The organism is Bradyrhizobium sp. Rc2d (genome assembly GCF_900099855.1).
Lineage (GTDB): Bacteria > Pseudomonadota > Alphaproteobacteria > Rhizobiales > Xanthobacteraceae > Bradyrhizobium.
In genome coordinates this window covers 54,002-74,101 of record NZ_FNCU01000008.1, presented here as the reverse complement: position 1 = coordinate 74,101, position 20,100 = coordinate 54,002, and the positions used below count along the sequence as shown (strand labels likewise).

At 63.5% G+C, this 20,100-nt stretch carries 19 protein-coding genes; 15 read left to right on the top strand and 4 right to left on the bottom strand.

Translation table 11 applies throughout. From position 1 onward, the window contains the following. Positions 1-28 precede the first annotated feature (28 nt). Positions 29-766 carry an SDR family oxidoreductase gene (locus BLV07_RS12960; RefSeq protein WP_091885670.1) on the bottom strand — a complete coding sequence of 246 codons (738 nt, stop codon included), beginning with the start codon at positions 764-766 and terminating at the stop codon, positions 29-31. Between the two features lie 50 nt (positions 767-816). On the opposite strand from BLV07_RS12960, the gene BLV07_RS12955 reads away from it, so the two are divergent. From BLV07_RS12955 to BLV07_RS12880, 15 genes are all read left to right on the top strand, one after another. Beyond that, positions 817-1,833 (top strand): AraC family transcriptional regulator, encoded by a 1,017-nt coding sequence (locus BLV07_RS12955; RefSeq protein ID WP_244551075.1) that lies wholly within the window; start codon positions 817-819, stop codon positions 1,831-1,833. Between the two features lie 114 nt (positions 1,834-1,947). After that, positions 1,948-2,946, top strand: a complete 999-nt coding sequence (locus BLV07_RS12950) for an MBL fold metallo-hydrolase (protein WP_091885667.1) — start codon at positions 1,948-1,950, stop codon at positions 2,944-2,946. A gap of 216 nt (positions 2,947-3,162) precedes the next feature. After that, a complete protein-coding gene (locus BLV07_RS12945; RefSeq protein WP_091885664.1) occupies positions 3,163-3,714 on the top strand; it encodes an NADPH-dependent FMN reductase in 552 nt (183 codons plus the stop codon). 214 nt (positions 3,715-3,928) lie between these two features. Beyond that, positions 3,929-4,246 carry an FtsB family cell division protein gene (locus BLV07_RS12940; RefSeq protein ID WP_008567889.1) on the top strand — a complete coding sequence of 106 codons (318 nt, stop codon included), beginning with the start codon at positions 3,929-3,931 and terminating at the stop codon, positions 4,244-4,246. 213 nt (positions 4,247-4,459) lie between these two features. Next, positions 4,460-5,419 carry a GAF domain-containing protein gene (locus BLV07_RS12935; RefSeq protein ID WP_176945505.1) on the top strand — a complete coding sequence of 320 codons (960 nt, stop codon included), beginning with the start codon at positions 4,460-4,462 and terminating at the stop codon, positions 5,417-5,419. 315 nt (positions 5,420-5,734) lie between these two features. Next, positions 5,735-7,252 (top strand): aldehyde dehydrogenase, encoded by a 1,518-nt coding sequence (adh, locus tag BLV07_RS12925; protein ID WP_091885655.1) that lies wholly within the window; start codon positions 5,735-5,737, stop codon positions 7,250-7,252. A gap of 269 nt (positions 7,253-7,521) precedes the next feature. Next, positions 7,522-8,544, top strand: a complete 1,023-nt coding sequence (pdhA, locus tag BLV07_RS12920; protein ID WP_091885651.1) for a pyruvate dehydrogenase (acetyl-transferring) E1 component subunit alpha — start codon at positions 7,522-7,524, stop codon at positions 8,542-8,544. A gap of 29 nt (positions 8,545-8,573) precedes the next feature. After that, positions 8,574-9,965: a pyruvate dehydrogenase complex E1 component subunit beta gene (locus BLV07_RS12915; protein ID WP_091885648.1), complete on the top strand. Its 1,392-nt coding sequence runs from the start codon at positions 8,574-8,576 to the stop codon at positions 9,963-9,965. A 3-nt stretch (positions 9,966-9,968) separates the two neighbouring features. Next, positions 9,969-10,271, top strand: a complete 303-nt coding sequence (locus tag BLV07_RS12910) for a DUF5076 domain-containing protein (protein ID WP_027559362.1) — start codon at positions 9,969-9,971, stop codon at positions 10,269-10,271. 1 nt (position 10,272) lies between these two features. After that, positions 10,273-10,725, top strand: a complete 453-nt coding sequence (locus BLV07_RS12905; RefSeq protein WP_091885643.1) for a nucleoside deaminase — start codon at positions 10,273-10,275, stop codon at positions 10,723-10,725. Positions 10,726-10,787: 62 nt separating this feature from the next. Continuing rightward, positions 10,788-12,143 (top strand): pyruvate dehydrogenase complex dihydrolipoamide acetyltransferase, encoded by a 1,356-nt coding sequence (locus BLV07_RS12900; RefSeq protein ID WP_091885639.1) that lies wholly within the window; start codon positions 10,788-10,790, stop codon positions 12,141-12,143. A 22-nt stretch (positions 12,144-12,165) separates the two neighbouring features. Next, positions 12,166-12,399 carry a hypothetical protein gene (locus BLV07_RS12895; RefSeq protein ID WP_091885634.1) on the top strand — a complete coding sequence of 78 codons (234 nt, stop codon included), beginning with the start codon at positions 12,166-12,168 and terminating at the stop codon, positions 12,397-12,399. Positions 12,400-12,416: 17 nt separating this feature from the next. After that, positions 12,417-13,838 (top strand): dihydrolipoyl dehydrogenase, encoded by a 1,422-nt coding sequence (gene lpdA, locus BLV07_RS12890; RefSeq protein ID WP_091885629.1) that lies wholly within the window; start codon positions 12,417-12,419, stop codon positions 13,836-13,838. A gap of 219 nt (positions 13,839-14,057) precedes the next feature. Continuing rightward, positions 14,058-15,299: a threonine synthase gene (locus BLV07_RS12885; protein WP_091885626.1), complete on the top strand. Its 1,242-nt coding sequence runs from the start codon at positions 14,058-14,060 to the stop codon at positions 15,297-15,299. A 190-nt stretch (positions 15,300-15,489) separates the two neighbouring features. Then, positions 15,490-16,458 carry a tripartite tricarboxylate transporter substrate binding protein BugD gene (locus BLV07_RS12880; protein WP_176945504.1) on the top strand — a complete coding sequence of 323 codons (969 nt, stop codon included), beginning with the start codon at positions 15,490-15,492 and terminating at the stop codon, positions 16,456-16,458. Positions 16,459-16,506: 48 nt separating this feature from the next. Here BLV07_RS12880 and BLV07_RS12875 read toward each other — a convergent pair whose 3' ends face one another. The 3 genes from BLV07_RS12875 to BLV07_RS12865 all read right to left on the bottom strand — a co-directional run bounded on the left by BLV07_RS12875 (position 16,507) and on the right by BLV07_RS12865 (position 19,639). Next, complete coding sequence (locus BLV07_RS12875; RefSeq protein ID WP_176945503.1) at positions 16,507-16,893, bottom strand: response regulator transcription factor; 387 nt, start codon at positions 16,891-16,893, stop codon at positions 16,507-16,509. 95 nt (positions 16,894-16,988) lie between these two features. Beyond that, positions 16,989-17,657 carry a response regulator transcription factor gene (locus BLV07_RS12870; RefSeq protein WP_091885615.1) on the bottom strand — a complete coding sequence of 223 codons (669 nt, stop codon included), beginning with the start codon at positions 17,655-17,657 and terminating at the stop codon, positions 16,989-16,991. Next, positions 17,654-19,639, bottom strand: coding sequence for a PAS domain S-box protein (locus tag BLV07_RS12865; RefSeq protein WP_091885610.1), 1,986 nt, complete (start codon positions 19,637-19,639; stop codon positions 17,654-17,656). The genes BLV07_RS12870 and BLV07_RS12865 overlap by 4 nt, the downstream gene beginning before the upstream one ends. Between the last annotated feature and the right edge of the window lie 461 nt (positions 19,640-20,100).

Genomic DNA, 20,100 nt, shown 5'->3' with positions numbered 1-20,100 from the left:
GCGCAACGGCGTCCAGGCCTGATCGAGTTTATGCCTGAGCCGTGGGGCGAATGACGATCTCGCCGACGTCCACGCTATCCGGCTGCGCAATCGCGAAGGCCATCGCCTCCGCGATTGCGCTCGCCGGAATGGCCATCGCCTTCATGCTTGCCTGCCCTTGCTCCCGCAACGCGGAATCCGTCATGGAGGACGGCAGTTCGGTGTCGACATAACCGGGTGAGATGGTTGTCACCCGAAGCGAGGGGCCGGCCTCCTGACGAAGCCCTTCGGAAATCGCCCTGACAGCATTCTTCGATCCCGCGTAGACCGCCATTGTCGGAACGATCTTGATGCCGGCGGTCGACAGGGTGTTGATGAAATGACCGAAGCCCTGACGTCGAAAGACGGGCAGGGCGGCGGCGATTCCGTAGAGCACGCCTTTCACGTTCACGTCGATCATGTCGTCCCAGTCGTCGACCCTCAGGTCGTCAAGGCGGGAAATCGGGGCAATCCCCGCATTGTTGATCAGGACGTCCAGCTTCCCGTATCGGTCCGTGGCAAGTCCGACGAGCCTGGCGACATCCTCGCGTTGCCTGACGTCGGTGACGAGGTACGACGCCTTTCCGCCCTTTGAGGCGATGCTCGCGGCCAGAATCTGCAGCCGGTCGGCGCGCCGTGCGCCGAGGATCACGATGGCGCCACGTTCTGCGAGATGCCGGGCGGCGGCTTCGCCAATTCCGCTGCTGGCGCCCGTGATGGCGATGACCTTGCCTGCGATGCCTGTCATAGATGTTCCACGCAATTCGTTGCGAGATCACCTTCGCATCGGAATCGAGGATGATCTATGCTCGAAGTGCTCGAAAATCGTCGAGATCGGATCAAGCCTTGGATAAACCCTCGGATAGGCACAAGACCTTGGACCCGCTGTCTCAGGTCTTCTCGCTCCTGAACGTTCGCGCTGCGCGTTGCACGAGGTTCGAGGCGGGCGGCAATTGGTCGTATCGGTTCCCGGCCAAACCCGCCCTTAAGTTCGGCGCGGTCATCCGAGGTGATTGCTGGATCGATTTCGGCGACGAAGCCCATCATCGGCTTGTCTCCGGCGACTGCTTTCTTCTGGCCAATGCACCAGCCTATGTTCTGGCCAACGACCAACGCCTTGCTCCCGAAGACGGTATAGCGGCGTTCGATTGGACGCAGTCGGATGTCGCGCGTCACGCGGGCCGCGATACCGTTCTGCTTGCCGGCAGTTTCGGTTTCGAAGCGTCGGACGCCGGATTGCTGCTCGATGCGCTCCCTCGCTTTCTGCTCATACCGTCGCGCAGTCCATCGGCAGCCGTCATTCATTCCACGCTCGAGATTCTCGACCTTGAAATCAGGGGGACGGGAATCGGAGCGGCCGTACTCACCGACAGGCTTGCCGACGTCCTGCTCGTCCAGGTGCTCCGCGCGGCGCTGGATCAGGATTCCGGCGAGGGTTTGGGATGGATCAACGCACTGGTCGACGCCAGGATCGGCAAGGCCATCAGGCTGATACACGAAGACGCCGCTCACCCCTGGACCCTGGAAGCATTGTCCGAAGCGATCGCCATGTCGCGATCCGCGTTTTCGAAGCGGTTCAAGTCTCTGGTGGGGCTGGCGCCGCTCGACTACCTGCTTAGATGGCGAATGCGACTTGCACGCGATCTTCTTCGACGTGGAGCGACCGTTTCGGCAACGGCCGCGCAGCTTGGATACTCGTCGGAGAGCGCCTTCGGACACGCCTTCAAGCGAGTCTACGGCCATGCACCGAAGCGATACTGGCGCAGACAGGCGATCGCCGAAAAATTCCCCCTCAACCCAAATAAATTATCGTGATGTGCGACGGCACGTCACCGGAAGAAGGGACTTGCCTTCTGAGCGAAGCGGGCGATTATTCCCGCCGCCGTTGAAAGCGGAAAAACCGCAAGGCGTTCAGAAGGGGACCTCTGCATGACCGACCTCAATCGCCGTCACCTGCTCGCAGGTGCCGCCGCCCTCAGTGCGGCCGCCGTTACCGGGCTTGGACCGACCACCGCCAATGCCTCAGTGCAGCCGGCTGGGACGCAGGCGCCGGGCTTCTATCGCTACAAGGTCGGCAGCTACGAGTGCACGTCGATCAACGATGGTGCGCGCACCTTCCCGATGCCGGAGAAGTTCGTCGTCAACATACCGAAGGACGAGGCGCTGGCCGCGGGCGAGGCGGCCTACATGCCAAAGGGCATGGTCACGGTGCCGTTCAATCCGCAGCTCATCAACACCGGCTCCAAGCTCGTGCTAATCGATACCGGCAACGGCGTCGCCAATCTCGAGCCGAGCAAGGGCGCGGTCGGCCGCACCCTGCAAAATCTCCAGGCCGCTGGCGTCGACCCGAAGAACATCGATGTCGTGCTGCTGTCGCATCTGCATCCCGACCACACCAACGGCCTCCGTCTCGCCGATGGCACGCTCGCCTTCCCGAATGCAGAGATCATGGTGCCGGGCAAGGACTGGGAGTTCTGGACCAGCGAGGACAACGTCGCCAAGGCGGAGTCCAACCCGATGATGAAGAACTATTTCGCCAACGTGAAGAAGACCTTTGCCGGCCTCGAGTCCAAGGTCACCAAGTACGAGTGGGGCAAGGAGGTCGCACCCGGCATCACCTCGATCGCGACGCCGGGTCACACGCCAGGCCACACCTCGTTCGCGGTCGCATCGGGCGATGCCAAAGTGCTGATCCAGTCCGATGTCACCAACATTCCGGAATTCTTCCTGCGCAATCCGGACTGGCACGTGATGTTCGACGCTGATCCGGCGATGGCGCAGACGACGCGCCACAAATTCTACGACATGGCGGCGGCCGAGAAAGCGACCGTGATCGGCTTCCACTTCACCTTCCCGTCGGTCGGGCATGTCGTGAAGGACGGCGCCAAATACCGCCTGATTCCGTCGGCGTGGAATCCGACGATCTGATCGGAGTTAGCCGTTTGGGCGAGAGATCGGGCCGCCGCTTGGCGGCCCGAATGTTTTGGCCAACAGCCAAAGGGCGCGATGTCGCCCGGAGAAGCCAAGGGATACGTTCGAGAAACGCAGCGTTTCCAAATCGAGCCGGTTCATGCACTTGCATCCATTGGTCCGGATCGCTTAAGTGCGCTCCCGGCACTCCCGCTCAAGTTCGAAGGACATTCCATGGCCTACAATATCGTCGTAATCGCCGGCAGCGTGCGCAAGGCCGGCTTTTCGCTCAAGATCGCCAATGCGCTCGCCAAGCTCGCACCTAGCTCGCTCAAGCTCGAGGTGATCACGCCGGCCGGCATCTCGTTCTTCAATCAGGACCTCGAGGGCGCGCCTCCCGCGGACTGGCTGGCGTTCCGCGATAAGCTTCAGAAGTCGGACGGCGTTATCTTCGTCACGCCCGAATACAACCGCTCCATCCCTGGTGCTCTGAAGAACGCCATCGACGTCGCCTCGCGGCCCTATGGCAAAAGCTCCTTCAATGGCAAGCCGGTCGGCATCATCTCCAATTCGCCGGGCCCGCTCGGCGGGGTCAGCGCGGCCAAGCATTTGCAAACCATCCTGCCTGGTATTACCGGCCCGATCATGCAACAGCCGGAGACCTATCTGAACGCCATTGGCGACGCCTTTGATGCCGAGGGCAATCTGGTCAAGGAGTCGCTGAAGCCTGTGCTCCAGGCCTATATCGACGCCTTCGCCGCCCACGTCGCGAAGCATCACGGCTGAAACTGGAAGCCAAGGCCGCTCAACTCTCCGTCATGCCCGGGCTTGTCCCGGGCATCCACGTTCTTCGTCATCCCAGGCAAAGCACGTGGATGGCCGGGACAGGCCCGGCCATGACGCGTGGAGATAGCTTGCCTCGCCGCGATCGGCGGCTGGAGCGACGCGCAGGGAGAGGACGATTAGCACTCCCTTAACCAACCTGCCCCATCTTCCCAAGATGGTCTCCCGCGCGCGCCTGAAATCGATCCTGACCGGCCTTGCCCTCTATGCGATGGCGGCGGCGATCGTCGGCTATTTCGGCGTCAACGCCTACACCGGCAAATACGGCCTCAACGCCCGCCAGGAGCTGGATCAGGAGATCATCGCGCTGACCAGCGAGCTGGCACAGCTCAAGCGCGAGCGCGCCAGGAGCGAGCAGCGCGTCTCGTTGTTGCGCACGTCCAGGATCGATCCTGATATGCTGGACGAGCGGGCGCGCTACCAGCTCGACTATGTCAATCCGCATGATCTCGTTCGGATGATACCGGCGAAATAGCATTTTCGCTGCATTCGAAACCGGCAACGAAAGCGGCTGCCGATCGGCGCCAACTCAGCCCTCAACTGTACCGAAAGTCGTAGGCCAAGAAGCGGTCGGCTGCCTTGACGGCGCCACAGCAAGGGGGCTCATGCCTCGCAGTCGCCCAAGATTGACGCAGATCAACCGGGCCGTGCCGGTACTGCCTAGACTACCTTCCGGAGGAAACAAGTGATGAATGGGTCAACGCCCCCGCATCACGCGGCCCGCGTCGAGGCCGCCATCGCGTCAGGCCAGGCGGCCCGGTCCGCGCTCGTGGCGTCGTGGCGCCGTTCGTCCCGATTGCATCATCTCGATCCCGCCGGGCGCAGCTCACCGATGCGGCTCACCGAAGCCGAGCTGGATCAGGCCCGTGAGCGCATCGCGCCGCTGCTGGCGGCCGCGCAAGGTGCGATGGACCGGCTGTATCAGGCCGTCGGCGCCAGCGGCTGTTGTGTGTTGCTCGCGGACGGCGAGGGCGTTCCGGTCGATCGCCGTGGCACGCCGGGGGACGATGCGACGTTTCAATCCTGGGGGCTGTGGACCGGCGCGCTCTGGAGCGAGGAGCACGAGGGCACCAACGGCATCGGCACCTGCCTCGTCGAGCAGCGTCCGCTGACGATCGATCGCGACCAGCACTTCTTCGCCCGCAACACGCTTTTGAGCTGCACCGCCGTTCCGATCTACGACCATGAGGCGGCGCTGGCAGGCGTGCTCGACGTCTCCTCCTGCCGCGCCGACCGCACCGACGCGTTCTCCAGTCTGATCGCGCTGGCGGCGGGCGAGGCGGCCAAGCGTATCGAGGCCGACCTGTTTCGCAGGGCCTTCAGCCATGCCCGCATCGTGCTGACGCAGGGCCCGGACGGTAGTTGCGGCGGCCTCATCGCTGTTGATGCGGACGATCTCGTGATCGGCGCAACCCGCGCTGCCCGGATCGGACTCGGGATCGCCCTCGGCCGGGCACTGCAGCCGGTGCCCGCGGCCGATCTCCTCGGCGGCGACACTGCACACGACCACCTTGCCGGCGGTCAGCGCGCGGTGTTGCAGCGGGCGATGCTCCGCGCGGGTGGCAACGTTTCGGCGGCCGCCAAGGCCCTCGGCGTCAGCCGCGCCACGCTGCATCGGAAGCTGAAGCGGTTCGAGCTGAACCACTGAACGCAACTGCTCCCTCAATCGTCATTGCGAGCGAAGCGAAGCAATCCAGAATCTTTCCGCAGGGACAGTCTGGATTGCTTCGCGGCGCCTGTCATCGGGCCGCGCTTCGCGCGGACCCGGTGGCTCGCAATGACGGTGTGGAAGCTGCAAGTGCTCAATCTTGCGCTGCCTCGCCCACGACTGTCGCAGAACTGCGACAGGTCGGCGCCATCATCGCTCCCGCCCGGGCTGACAGAAAACACCTCCCGCATCATCGTCGGCGCAAGTCGCGACCACGCGACGAATTGCGCGAACAGCAAACATCGGGAGTGATCAATGAACAAGGTGGAATTCCTCAGCGTCACCAAAGTTCCCTTCGCCGAACGCTATGACAATTTCATCGGCGGCAAATTCGTCGCGCCGATCTCGGGCAAGTATTTCGACAATGCCTCGCCGGTGACCGGCCAGGTTGTCTGCAAGATCGCGCGCTCCGACGCGCAGGACGTCGAGGCGGCGCTCGACGCGGCGCATGCGGCGAAGGCCGCCTGGGGCCGCACCAGCGTCGCCGAGCGCGCCGCGATCCTGAACCGGATCGCCGATCGCATGGAAGAGAATCTCGAGCGCCTCGCCATCGCCGAGACCTGGGACAATGGCAAGCCGATCCGCGAGACCCGCGCCGCCGACCTGCCGCTCGCCATCGATCACTTCCGCTACTTCGCCGGCGTCGTGCGCGCCCAGGAAGGCTCGATCGGCGAGATCGATCACGACACCATCGCCTATCATTTCCACGAGCCGCTCGGCGTGGTCGGCCAGATCATTCCCTGGAACTTCCCGCTGCTGATGGCTTGCTGGAAGCTTGCGCCTGCGCTGGCCGCCGGCAATTGCGTGGTGCTCAAGCCCGCCGAGCAGACGCCGGCCTCGATCATGGTCTGGGCCGAGATCATCGCGGACATCCTGCCGCCGGGCGTCCTCAACATCGTCAACGGATTTGGCCTGGAAGCCGGCAAGCCGCTGGCCTCGAGCCCGCGCATCGCCAAGATTGCGTTCACCGGCGAGACCACGACGGGCCGGCTGATCATGCAATATGCCAGCCAGAACCTCATTCCCGTCACGCTGGAGCTCGGCGGCAAGTCGCCGAACATTTTCTTCAAGGACGTCACTGCCGAGGACGACGACTTCTTCGACAAGGCGATCGAAGGCTTCGTCATGTTCGCGCTGAACCAGGGCGAGGTCTGCACCTGTCCGAGCCGGGCGCTGGTGCATGCCGATATCTATGACCGCTTCATGGAGCGCGCGCTGAAGCGCGTTGCCGCGATCAAGCAGGGCGATCCGCGCGACGCCACCACCATGATCGGCGCGCAGGCCTCGAGCGAGCAGCTGTCCAAGATCCTCTCCTATATCGATATCGGCAAGCAGGAGGGCGCGAAGGTGCTGGCCGGCGGCGGACGTGCCGAGCTCGCAGGCGATCTCACCGGCGGCTTCTACGTCCAGCCGACCGTGTTCGAGGGTCACAACAAGATGCGGATCTTCCAGGAGGAGATCTTCGGCCCCGTGGTCTCGGTCACGACCTTCAAGACCGACGAGGAGGCGCTCGCGATCGCCAACGACACGCTCTACGGTCTCGGGGCGGGCGTCTGGAGCCGCGATGCCAACCGTTGCTACCGCTTCGGCCGGGAGATCCAGGCCGGCCGGGTCTGGACCAACTGCTACCACGCCTATCCCGCGCATGCGGCTTTCGGCGGCTACAAGCAGTCGGGCGTCGGGCGCGAGACCCACAAGATGATGCTCGATCACTACCAGCAGACCAAGAATCTCCTGGTCAGCTACAGCCCGAAGAAGCTCGGCTTCTTCTGATCGGTCGGCGGAGAGGGCGGCGTCGTTTCGGCGCCGCCCATTCCGAATGTCAGGTCCCGGTCGCCTCAACGCTTCTTGACGAGGTCACGAATCTGCGCGTGCGGCAGCCTTGCATCGATTTGTTGCCCGATCGGCGCCAAAGATTTTCCAATATTACGATCACGTTGCAGTGCGGCATAACGAAAATCGTGCCATGCCGCCGCGGTGCTTTCCAACGGTGTTTGACTTGGGTTAGAGAGGGCGAAAGTTTTCTCTGACCCGGAATTCCCATGGCCGCACCCAAGAAAGCCGCCGCAAGCACTCCACAGGACAAGACCGACGGCGGTTCGCCCCCGGAATTTACCAGGGAGCAGGAGCTCAAGGCGCTCCGCGACATGCTCCTGATCCGGCGCTTCGAGGAAAAGGCCGGCCAACTCTACGGCATGGGCGCAATCGGCGGCTTCTGCCACCTCTATATCGGCCAGGAAGCCGTGGTGGTCGGCATGCAGATGGCCCTGAAAGAGGGCGATCAGGTCATCACCGGCTATCGTGATCACGGCCACATGCTCGCCACCGGCATGGAGGCCAACGGCGTCATGGCCGAGCTCACGGGCCGCCGCGGCGGCTATTCCAAGGGCAAGGGCGGCTCCATGCACATGTTCAGCAAGGAGAAGCACTTTTACGGCGGCCACGGCATCGTCGGCGCGCAGGTCTCGCTCGGCACGGGTCTCGCCTTCGCCAATCACTATCGCGGCAACGGCAATGTGAGCGTCACCTATTTCGGCGACGGCGCGGCCAACCAGGGCCAAGTCTATGAGAGCTTCAACATGGCGGAGCTCTGGAAACTGCCGGTGATCTTTGTCATCGAGAACAACCGCTACGCCATGGGCACCTCGGTCTCGCGCGCCTCGGCGCAGCAGGATTTTTCCAAGCGCGGCGCGTCCTTCAACATTCCCGGCAAGCAGGTCGACGGTATGGATGTCCGCGCCGTGAAGGCTGCGGGCGAGGAGGCGGCGGCCTGGTGCCGTGCCGGCAAGGGTCCCTACATCCTGGAGATGCAGACCTACCGCTATCGCGGCCACTCGATGTCCGATCCTGCAAAATATCGCACGCGCGAGGAGGTCGAGAAGGTCCGCCATGACCAGGACCCGATCGAGCAGGTGCGTAACCGCCTCTTGGCGGCCAAGGTCACCGAGCAGGATCTGAAGGCGATCGACGCCGAGGTGCGCGACGTCGTCAACGCATCCGCCGATTTCGCCCAACATGATCCCGAGCCGGATGCCGCCGAGCTCTGGACCGACGTTTATCGCTGAACGCGCGCAAGCTTTCTTTTGGAGTCGATATGCCAATTCAAGTGCTGATGCCCGCGTTGTCGCCCACGATGGAGAAGGGCAACCTCGCCAAATGGCTGAAGAAAGAGGGCGAGCCGATCAAGTCGGGCGACGTCATCGCCGAGATCGAGACCGACAAGGCGACGATGGAGGTCGAGGCGACCGATGAGGGCACGCTCGGCAAGATCCTGATCCCCGAGGGCACCGCTGACGTCGCGGTCAACACGCCGATCGCGACCATCCTCGCCGACGGCGAGAGCGCCGCCGATCTCGCGAAAGCACCGGCACCGGCCAAGCAGGAGAAGGCTGCGGAGTCCGCTCCGCCCGCCGCTGCAAAGGCCGAAGCGCCTCAGCCCAAGGCCGCGCCAGCCGCGCCGCAGGCCGTGGCCGAGCCCGATCCGGAGGTGCCTGCCGGCACCGAGATGGTGACGCAGACCATCCGCGAAGCCTTGCGCGACGCCATGGCCGAAGAGATGCGCCGCGACGCCGATGTCTTCGTGATGGGCGAAGAGGTCGCCGAATATCAGGGCGCCTACAAAGTCACCCAAGGCCTGCTCCAGGAGTTCGGCGCCAAGCGCGTGATCGACACCCCGATCACCGAGCACGGCTTTGCCGGCGTCGGCGTCGGTGCCGCGATGACGGGCCTCAAGCCGATCGTCGAGTTCATGACCTTCAACTTCGCCATGCAGGCGATCGACCAGATCATCAACTCCGCGGCCAAGACGCTCTACATGTCCGGCGGCCAGATGGGCTGCTCGATCGTGTTCCGCGGGCCCAACGGTGCCGCTGCGCGCGTTGCCGCCCAGCACAGCCAAGACTATTCGGCCTGGTACTCGCACATTCCCGGTCTCAAGGTGGTCGCGCCGTATTCCGCGGCCGATGCCAAGGGTCTGCTCAAGGCCGCGATCCGCGATCCCAACCCGGTGATCTTCCTCGAGAACGAGGTGCTCTACGGTCACACCGGCCAAGTGCCCAAGCTCGACGATTTCGTGATTCCGATCGGCAAGGCGCGCATTGTGCGCTCCGGCAGCCACGTCACCATCATCTCCTGGTCGAACGGCATGACCTATGCGCTCAAGGCCGCCGACGAGCTCGCCAAGGACGGCATCGAGGCCGAGGTGATCGATCTGCGCACGCTGCGACCGATGGACACCGAGACCATCATCAACTCGGTCAAGAAGACGGGCCGTGCGGTGACGGTGGAGGAGGGCTGGGCCCAGAGCGGCGTCGGCGCCGAGATCGCCGCGCGCATCATGGAGAACGCCTTCGATTATCTCGACGCGCCGGTTACGCGCGTCTCCGGCAAGGACGTGCCGATGCCCTATGCCGCGAACCTGGAGAAGCTCGCGCTGCCCTCGGCGGCGGAAGTCGTCGAGGCCGCCAAAGCCGTCTGCTACAGGTAGACCATGGCGGGCCCGAAGGAGCAGCCACTGCCGCCCGACGTCATGACCCGCGAGGACGCGGTCGAGATCCTGCGCGTGTTCGTGCTGGACGGCGGGCTGTCGATGGCGTTCCAGCGCGCCTTCGAGGAGCCCGACATGTGGGGCCTGCTGCTCGTCGATCTCGCCCGTCATGCCGCGCGCGCCTATGCGCGCGAGAGCGAGTACACCGAGGAGGATGCCCTGAACCGGATCCTGGACATGTTCCAGGCCGAGATCGAGCGTCCCACCGACACCGGCACGACGACGCCACGCGGCAAAGGGCACTGACGTGGCGGTAGAATCCTATCATTACGATTTCATGCTGGAGGCGATCCGCGAGGCGGAAGCCTCGATCGCGCAAGGTGGTCTGCCAATCGGCGCGGTGCTGACGCGCGACAACAAGATCATCGCCCGTGGCCACAACAACCGCGTGCAGGAGAACAATGTGATCCTGCACGGCGAGATGAGCTGCCTGCGCGAGGCGGGCGCAATCACGTTCCACGACACCGTCATGTACACCACGCTGTCGCCCTGCTCGATGTGCGCCGGCGCGCTGGCGCTGTTCAAGGTCAAGCTGGTGGTGATCGGAGAATCCGTCACCTTCCCAGGGTCCAAGGACATCCTCGACAAGTTCGGCATCCCCTGGATCGATCTTGCCGACGACCGCTCCATCACCATGATGAAGACGTGGCGTTCCAATCCCGCCAATGAGCGCCTGTGGCAGGGCGACATCGGCAACTAAACCTGGTCTGTTCGTCTTCGCTGTCGAAGGCGACGTTTTGAGAAGTTCTTCGTGAGGTCAGCATGCCCATCAACATCCTGATGCCCGCTCTCTCGCCGACAATGGAGAAGGGCAACCTCGCCAAGTGGCTGAAGAAGGAAGGCGACAAGGTCAAATCCGGCGACGTCATCGCCGAGATCGAGACCGACAAGGCGACCATGGAGGTCGAGGCGATCGACGAGGGCACGATCGCCAAGATCCTGGTGCCCGAAGGCACGCAGGACGTCCCGGTCAACGACGTGATCGCGGTGCTGGCCGGCGAGGGCGAGGACGTGAAGGCCGCGGGCGCCGCGAAGCCGACCGCCTCGGCTGCACCGCCCAAGGCCGCTGAGTCACCTGCTGCTGCGCCGGCACCGGCACCTGCTCCGGCCGCACCGAAGGCGGCGCCGGCACCTGCCGCCGCACCGGCGGCGCAGGCTGCAGCTCCCGCGGCGCACGGCAACGGCCATGGCGGCCGCGTGTTCTCATCGCCGCTGGCGCGCCGTATCGCCAAGGAAGCCGGCATCGACGTTGCGATGGTCACGGGCACCGGCCCGCACGGCCGCGTGGTCGCGCGCGACGTCGAGCAGGCCAAGTCCGGCAAGGGCCTCAAGGCGCCCGCGGCGGCGCCGTCCGGGGCGCCAGCGATCGCGCCGACCATGTCGGACAAGCAGATCCTGTCGCTGTTCGAGCCTGATACCTACGACATCGTCCCGCATGACGGCATGCGCCGCACCATCGCGCAGCGCCTGACCGCGTCGATCCAGAACGTCCCGCACTTCTATCTCACCATCGACTGCGACATCGGCAAGCTGCTGGTCGCGCGCGAGGAGATCAATGCAGCTGCTCCCAAGGACAAGGAGAAGAAGCCGCTCTACAAGATCTCGGTCAACGACTTCGTCATCAAGGCAATGGCGGTGGCGCTGCAGAAAATCCCGAACTGCAACGTCAGCTGGACCGAAAGCGGCATGGTCAAGCACCACCATTCCGACGTCGGTGTTGCCGTAGCGATGCCGGGCGGCCTGATCACGCCGATCATCCGCAAGGCGGAGACCAAGACGCTCTCCACCATCTCCAACGAGATGAAGGATTTTGCCGCGCGCGCCCGCTCGCGCAAGCTGAAGCCTGAGGAATACCAGGGCGGCACCACGGCCGTCTCCAACCTCGGCATGTACGGCATCAGCCACTTCACCGCCGTGATCAATCCGCCGCACGCGACCATTCTGGCCGTGGGCACCAGCGAAGAGCGTCCCGTCGTGCGCGGCGGCAAGATCGAGATCGCGAACATGATGAGCGTGACCTTGTCCTGCGATCACCGCGCCATCGACGGCGCGCTCGGCGCCGAGCTGATCGGTGCGTTCAAGCAGCTGATCGAAAATCCCGTCATGATGATGGTCTGACGCGGCGGCAGAGGGGGCAACCTTGCATGTCCGTACCCGCTGGCCATGGATATCGCTGCTGCTCGGAGCCGTTGTCGCGCTCAATCCGATCGGACTCGATTTTCTTCACTCCGCCTTCCTGTCGGGAGAGCAACTGTCGCGAAACATCGCTCAACCCATTGTGTTGAGCGCGCTGGCCGTTCTGGTCCTGGTCGGGATCATCGAATGGCTGGTCAGGTTTGTTGTCTTCAAGCGCCGCGCTCGCGGCGCCTCTTGAGTTGAACGGGAGCCGCCATGGCCGATACATCCTTCGACGTCATCATCATCGGCTCCGGTCCCGGCGGCTATGTCACCGCGATCCGCGCCGCCCAGCTCGGCTTCAAGACGGCGATCGTCGAGAAGTCGTATCTTGGCGGTATCTGCCTGAACTGGGGCTGCATCCCGACCAAGGCGCTGCTGCGTTCAGCCGAGATCTACCACTACATGCAGCACGCCAAGGATTACGGCCTGTCGGCCGAAAAGGTGTCGTTCGATCCGAAGGCCGTGGTGCAGCGCTCGCGTGGCGTCTCGAAGCAGTTGAACACGGGCGTCGGCTTCCTGATGAAGAAGAACAAGGTCAGCGTGATCTGGGGCGCGGCCACGATCGACGCACCCGGCAAGGTCACTGTGAAAAAGTCCGATGTCGAGGCGCCGAAGGGCTCGCTGGGCGAGGGGACCTACCAGGCCAAGCACATTATCGTCGCGACCGGCGCGCGGCCGCGCGTTCTGCCGGGGCTCGAGCCCGACCAGAAGCTGGTCTGGACCTATTTCGAGGCGATGGTGCCGGACCGGATTCCGAAGTCGCTGCTGGTGGTCGGCTCCGGCGCGATCGGCATCGAGTTCGCGTCGTTCTTCCACACCATGGGCTCTGACGTCACCGTGGTCGAGGTGCTGCCGCAGATCCTCCCCGTGGAGGACGCGGAGATCGCAGGGCTCGCGCGGAAACGCTTTGAGAAGATGGGCATGAAAATCATGTCCTCGACCAAAGTCACAAAACTCGAGAAGAAGGCCGACAGCGTCGTCGCCACCATCGACGACGGCAAGGGCAAGCCTGTCACGACTGAGTTCGAGCGGGTGATCTCCGCGGTCGGCGTGGTCGGCAACATCGAGAATCTCGGCCTGGAGAAGTTGGGGGTCAAAACCGACCGCGGCATCATCGTGGCCGACGGCCACGGCAAGACCAATGTCCCCGGGATCTACGCCATCGGCGACGTCGCCGGTCCCCCGATGCTCGCGCACAAGGCCGAGCATGAGGGTGTGATCTGCGTCGAGGCGATCAAGGGCCTCAATCCGCACCCCATGGAGAAGAACATGATCCCGGGCTGCACCTATTGTCATCCGCAGGTCGCCTCGGTCGGTCTCACCGAAGCCAAGGCCAAGGAGAATGGCTGCGAGATCCGCGTCGGCCGCTTCCCCTTCGTCGGCAACGGCAAGGCGATCGCGCTCGGCGAGGACCAAGGTCTGGTCAAGGTGATCTTCGACAAGAAGACCGGCCAGCTTCTCGGCGCTCACATGGTCGGCGCTGAAGTCACCGAACTGATCCAGGGCTATGTCGTCGCCATGAATCTGGAGACCACGGAAGAAGAGCTGATGCACACGGTGTTCCCGCATCCGACGCTGTCGGAGATGATGAAGGAAGCCGTGCTGGATGCTTATGGACGGGTGCTGAATATTTGACGGGCTGGGCTTCGCGTCTCTCGGCTCCGTCATCCTGAGGTGCGAGGCCAGCGGTGCAGAGCACCGTTGGGCGAGCCTCGAAGGATGAACGGCCGAGATGCAGCAGCCGGGCTCGTCGCCCTTCGAGGCTCTCCATCCGGCGCGTGGCGCCGCATGGAGAGCACCTCAGGGTGACGGGTCTGATAGAGAAATACGAAAACAAGAAGAGGGAATGAACCCATGCACGACAACGACAACCTGACCATCGAACGCCCGACCTTCGTCACGCATCTCGAATGCGCGATGGAGGGCGATCATTACGCGGCCGACCAGGTCCACAACCTCTCCAAGGCCGGCAAGCCGCTTCTGGTCCGCTACGACCTCACCGGGGTGAAGAAGGCGCTGACCAAGGACGCTTTGGCCCAGCGTCCCGGCGACATGTGGCGCTACCGCGAGCTGCTGCCGGTGCGCAAATGCAAGGACATTGTCTCCCTCGGCGAGGTCACGACGCCGCTGATCCGGCTGCCGAAGCTCGGCGCCAAACTCGGCGGCGGCGAGATCATCGTGAAGGACGAAGGGCGGCTGCCGACCGGCTCGTTCAAGGCGCGCGGCCTCGTGATGGCGGTGTCGATGGGCAAGGCGCTCGGCATTAAGCACATGGCGATGCCGACCAACGGCAACGCCGGCGCGGCGCTCGCGGCCTATGCGACGTCGTGCGGCATCAAGACTACGATCTTCTGCCCGGCCGACACACCGGAAGTGAATGTCAGCGAGATCGAGCTCCAGGGCGCGACCGTCTATCGCGTCAACGGCTATATCGACGATTGCGGCAAGATCGTCGGCGAGGGGAAAGCAAAAGTCGGCTGGTTCGACACGTCGACGCTGAAGGAGCCGTACCGCATCGAGGGCAAGAAGACGATGGGTCTCGAGCTCGCCGAGCAGCTCGGCTGGGACGTGCCAGACGTGATCTTCTATCCGACCGGCGGCGGTACCGGCCTGATCGGCATGTGGAAGGCGTTCGACGAGCTTGAGAAGATCGGCTTCATCGGCCCCAAGCGTCCGCGCATGGTCGCGGTGCAGGCCTCGGGCTGCGCGCCGATGGTGCGGGCCTATGACGAGGGCACCGAGCATGCGACGCGCTGGGAGGATGCGCACACCATCGCTTCCGGCATTCGCGTTCCGCAGGCGATCGGCGATTTCCTGATCCTGCGCGCGGTGCGGCAGAGCAAGGGTTTTGCCATCGCGGTCGACGACGACAAGATCTCGTCGGCGCTCAGCGAGGTTGCACGCGAGGAGGGGCTCCTGTTGTGCCCCGAGGGCGCCGCCACCTACGCCGCCTACAAACAGAGCCTCGCCGACGGCCGCGTCAGCAAGACCGACCGCGTGATGCTGTTCAACTGTGCGACCGGCCTGAAATATCCACTGCCGCCGGTCACCCGTACGCTCGATCGCCACAAGCCGATCGATTACACGCAGTTCTAGAGTATGATCCGGAAAAGTGTGCAGCGGTTTTCCGAAAAGATCATGCTCAAACGATAACCTAGAGCGCGATGACGATTCATCCTAATCTCATCGCGCTTTAGATTAGCGCGGCAATACGCCACGATTGATCCCTCTTCCCGTACGCGGGCAGAGGGCCAAAAATAATAAAGACATTGCTGGGGAGAGGACCATGAAGGCCGCTTGGGCTGCGCTGATTGCTATTCTCGCTGTTGCAGGCGCCGCGCGCGCCGACGATTATCCCACGCGTCCCATCACAATCATCGTGCCATTCGCGGCCGGCGGGCCGTCGGATGCAATGGCGCGGGTGCTTGCGGAACGCATGCGGGTGTCGCTTGGCCAGCCCGTGGTGATCGAGAACGTCACCGGCGCGGGCGGCTCGATCGGCGTCGGCCGTGCCGTGCAGTCACCGCCGGACGGCTACACCATCTCATTCGGCCATCTCGGCACGCACGTTGCCAACGGTGCCGTCTACAAGCTCAAATACGACCTCGTCGCCGACCTAGAGCCGGTGGTGCTATTGCCGAGCAATCCGATGATCATTGTCAGCAAGAACGCGGTGCCCGCGACCTCGCTGAAAGAGTTCATTGAGTGGCTAAAGTCACGGCCGTCGCCGCCCACAGCAGGCACCGCCGGCGCGGGTTCCGGCAGCCACATCGCCGGCGTCTATTTCGAGAGCGTCTCCGGCATCAAGCTGCAATACGTGCCGTATCGCGGCACCGCGCCCGCCCTCAACGATCTCATCGCCGGTCAGATCGACCTCATCGTCGACCAGACCTCCAACTCCATCAACCAAGTCCGCGCCGGCACCATTCGCGCCTACGCCATCACCGACGACAAGCGCCTGCCGTCGGCGCCGGAGATTCCAACCGCGGCGGAGGCGGGTCTCAAGGGTTTCAACATGACGCTGTGGTCGGGCATGTGGGTGCCGAAGGGCACGCCGAAGGAGATCGTGACCAAACTCAACGCGGCGGCCGTGGAAGCGCTGAATGATCCCGGAGTGAAGAAGCAACTCGAAAGCCAGGGCCTGGAGATGACGCCCAAGGATCAGCTCACGCCAGAAGCGCTCGGCACCCGCCAGAAGGCGGAGATCGCAAAATGGTGGCCGATCATCAAGGCGGCCAACATCAAGGTGGATTGAGGCGGCGGTGCTGTTGTCAGCGTGTCGCCTTCGCTGACCGCCGGACAATCACTTCACGGTTTCGCCACCTTCTGCCAGCGCCACCTCCAGGCATTGCATCAGATCCGAGGCGGCGAAGGGCTTACCGAGGAAACAACTTGCCCCGGCTTTAAGCGCACGCACACGCACGCTCTCATCCGGGAAAGCGGTGATGAAGATGAATGGCGTCGCCGACCCCTGGGCGCGCATCTGCGTCAGCAGATCGATTCCAGTGACCGACGGCATCTGCACGTCCGCGATCACGCACGAAGTGTCGGTCGAATCGGTCGACCGCAAAAACTCCTCGGCGGAGGCGAATGTGTGGACAATGTATCCGCGGGATTCCAAGAGATTGTTGATTGCGGCCCGCACATAGGGATCATCATCAAGCACCGAAATGACCGAAGCCACTGACAAGACGTCCGCTCCTCGCTCAGGATTACGCTTGCCGTCGCCACGGCCATACCTAAACGTGCAAGGTGGACCTGCCAGTCACCATTGGAAACTCATACTTAGGTTTGTACGTCGGGCTTGCTGGGTCGAATCCCGAGCGCCTCGCTCATCCTCACGAGGTCGGCCAGCGACTTCGCACCCATTTTTCGCATGATCTGGCCGCGATAGATCTTGACCGTGATTTCCGCCAAACCGAGCTGGGCGGCCACTTGCTTGTTCATCAGGCCCGACGTCACCAGTGACAAGACGTCCCGCTCCCGCGAGCTGAGTGACTCGAAGCGTGATCTGACGTTCGATACCGTCTTGTTGAGGTCGCGGCGCTTGCGGTCTCGCTCGATTGCGGCCTGGACCGCGTCCAGGATGTCCTGGTCGCGAACCGGCTTGGTCAGGAAGTCGATCGCGCCGCTCTTCATGGCCCGAACGGTCATGGGAATATCACCATGACCGGTGATGAAGATGATGGGCGTCTGGATATTTGCCTTGGCAAGATCGGTCTGCAGCTCTAGGCCGCTTGTTCCGGGCAGGCGGATGTCGAGCACCAAGCAACTGGGGACTTCTGGCGGCTTGGCCTGCAGGAGTTGCGGCGCTGAGCCGAATGCTTCGACCTTGAGGCCGACCGACTCGAATAGATTGGTGAGCGCACGGCGCATGGACGCGTCGTCGTCGACGATGAAGACGATTGGCTGGTCGCCGTCCTCCTTGGGCGAAGGCCCCGCGCGCTCGGTCACAATGCGTCCTCTCGATGGAGCGGCAGCGTGATCTGAAAGGTCGCGCCATGCTCCTGGTTCGGTATGGCGGAAAGTCGTCCGCCATGGGCCTCGATAATGGAGCGGCAGATCGACAGGCCCATGCCCATGCCGGAGGACTTGGTGGTAAAGAACGGCATGAACAGGCGGTCCATTGCCTGTTCGCAGATACCAGCGCCGCAGTCGGATACGCTCACCAACACCGCGCCATCGTCGTCGGCCGCTGAACGGATCGCGAGCTCGCGCGGGCGATCATGGATGCCTTCCATGGCCTCGATCCCGTTCTTGATCAGGTTGATCAGGACCTGCTGCAATTGAATGCGATCGCCAACGATCCTGGGCAGTGCCGACGACAGCTCCATTCGGACCGACACGGCATGGCTGGCCATCTCGCGCTGAACGAGCGCGACGGCCTCGCGCACGACCACGCTGACGTCGAGCGGAGCCATCTCGATTTCGGAACGCTTGGCGAGCGCCCGAACGTGACGGATCACGTCGCTGGCACGCTTGCCGTCCTCGATGATCCACTCCACCGAGCGGCGCGCCGCCTTGAGGTCGGGCGGACTGCGTTGCAGCCAGGCGACGCAGGCGTCGGCGTTTGCGATCACGGCGGCGAGCGGCTGGTTGATTTCATGGGCGATTGAAGCAGTCAGCTCACCCAGTGTCGTGACGCGCGTGACATGGGCGAGCTCGGCTTGGGCCTTGCGCAGCGCGTCTTCGGCCTGGTCGGCCCGGATGGCCGCGGTCACGTCGGTGCAGACGCCCCGATAACCCAGAAAGGCCCCGTTGGCGTCGAAAAATGGCTTGCCGCTGGTCCGGACATAGATCGCGTGTCCGTTGCGGTCCTTGCTGCGGTACACCAGATCGCGGAACGGGATGTGGGCGTCGAGCGCCGCCCGATGTTGTCGCCATTTTTCGGGCTCGAGATCGGAGTCCGGAGCAATGTCCCAACGCGTGAGCCCGATCAGGCCGGCGGGGGGGGTGACGGTATCTGAATGTTCCGATACTTGAGTGACGCGATGGTCTGGCCCCGTCTCCCAGAACCAGTCGGAGGCGGTTTCGGCATAGTCGCGAAAGCGCTGCTCGCTGTCACGAAGCCTGCGTTCTGCCTCCTTGGTCGCCGTGATGTCGGTCACCGATCCCACGAACTCCACGTGACCGCTGGCATCTCGCGTCGCCCGGGCGACCGCTCGGACGTACTTGATGGAACCGTCGGGCATCACCAGCCGGTATTCGTGATCGTAGTCTTTCCCCTCGCGCGCCGCCCGGCCCGTGGTCTTCTGCACTGCGAGCCGGTCCTCCGGATGGATCCGCTGGAGCATGAACGGGATCTCTGGCTTGGTCCCTTCGTCGCATTGGAAGATGCGATAGGTCTCCTTGGACCAGGTGATCTCGCCGGTTGCGGCCCTCCAGCCGAAACTGCCGGTGTGGCTCAATTCCTGCGCCTGGGCGAGGTAAGCTTCGCTCTGTCGCAGCGCATTCTCCGCTTCCTTGCGCTCGGTGATGTTCTCGCAGGCGACCAGCACGATTGGCCCGCCATTGGCCCGCAGCATGGTCTTGGCGTTCTCGCGCACCCATAGCACCGAGCCGTCCTTGCGAACCTTCCGGATTTCCCAGGTGTGTGACTGATCGATGGTCTCAAGGCACAGCGCGACACACGCGCGGACGAAGTCGCGATCTTCCTCGAAAAAGACATCCAGCACCGATCGGCCGATCAACTCCGCGGCCGTATAGCCCAGTTGCGCCGCGCCGAACGTGTTCACGTTGATCACGGTTCCGCTTGGGTCGACCATGAAATACATGACCGGGTTGTGCTCGAAGACTTGCTGCCACTGCTTGACCGCCTCCAGCAGACCGGCGTCACCGGTCTCAGTGCGCGGCTTGGGGGTGACAACTTGCCTGACACAGCCGGCGAGGAATTGCGCGGCTGACTTCCCGAACGTGGCTGCCCGGCCCGGCTTCATCGCAGACGCTCCCGGCGCTCTCTGCGTGAACGCAAGTAGAGCACGTTGCCGCCGGAGGAGCAATTCCGGCCAAAGTCGGATGGCGACTGCGACGTTGGCCTTGGAGTTGGCTGCTCGCCGCCCTGTTCGCCGCAGCGCATCAAGCACGTCGTGCTAGGCAAGTTTTTCACGGTCGCCGTGCAGCTCGTGCGTCGTTCGCCGTCTCGTTGAACATGGGCCATCGCGAGAGTCCCGGGCGACTACGGGACAAACCTAAGTATAGCTCCTCCATTCCTAGTCATGTCGGCCAATTACCTCCGTACAATTGAGCGTCTTGTTCTGGGGGGACTAATCTCACGGCCAATCGGGAGTGTCGACCAGCCAATCGCAGTGTTCGCACGAGAACCGGGTCTGAAGCATATAGCCCCGGACGCTTTCACCGACAGGCAGGCGACCAGCGACGAGGCAGCTGCATTTCTCGA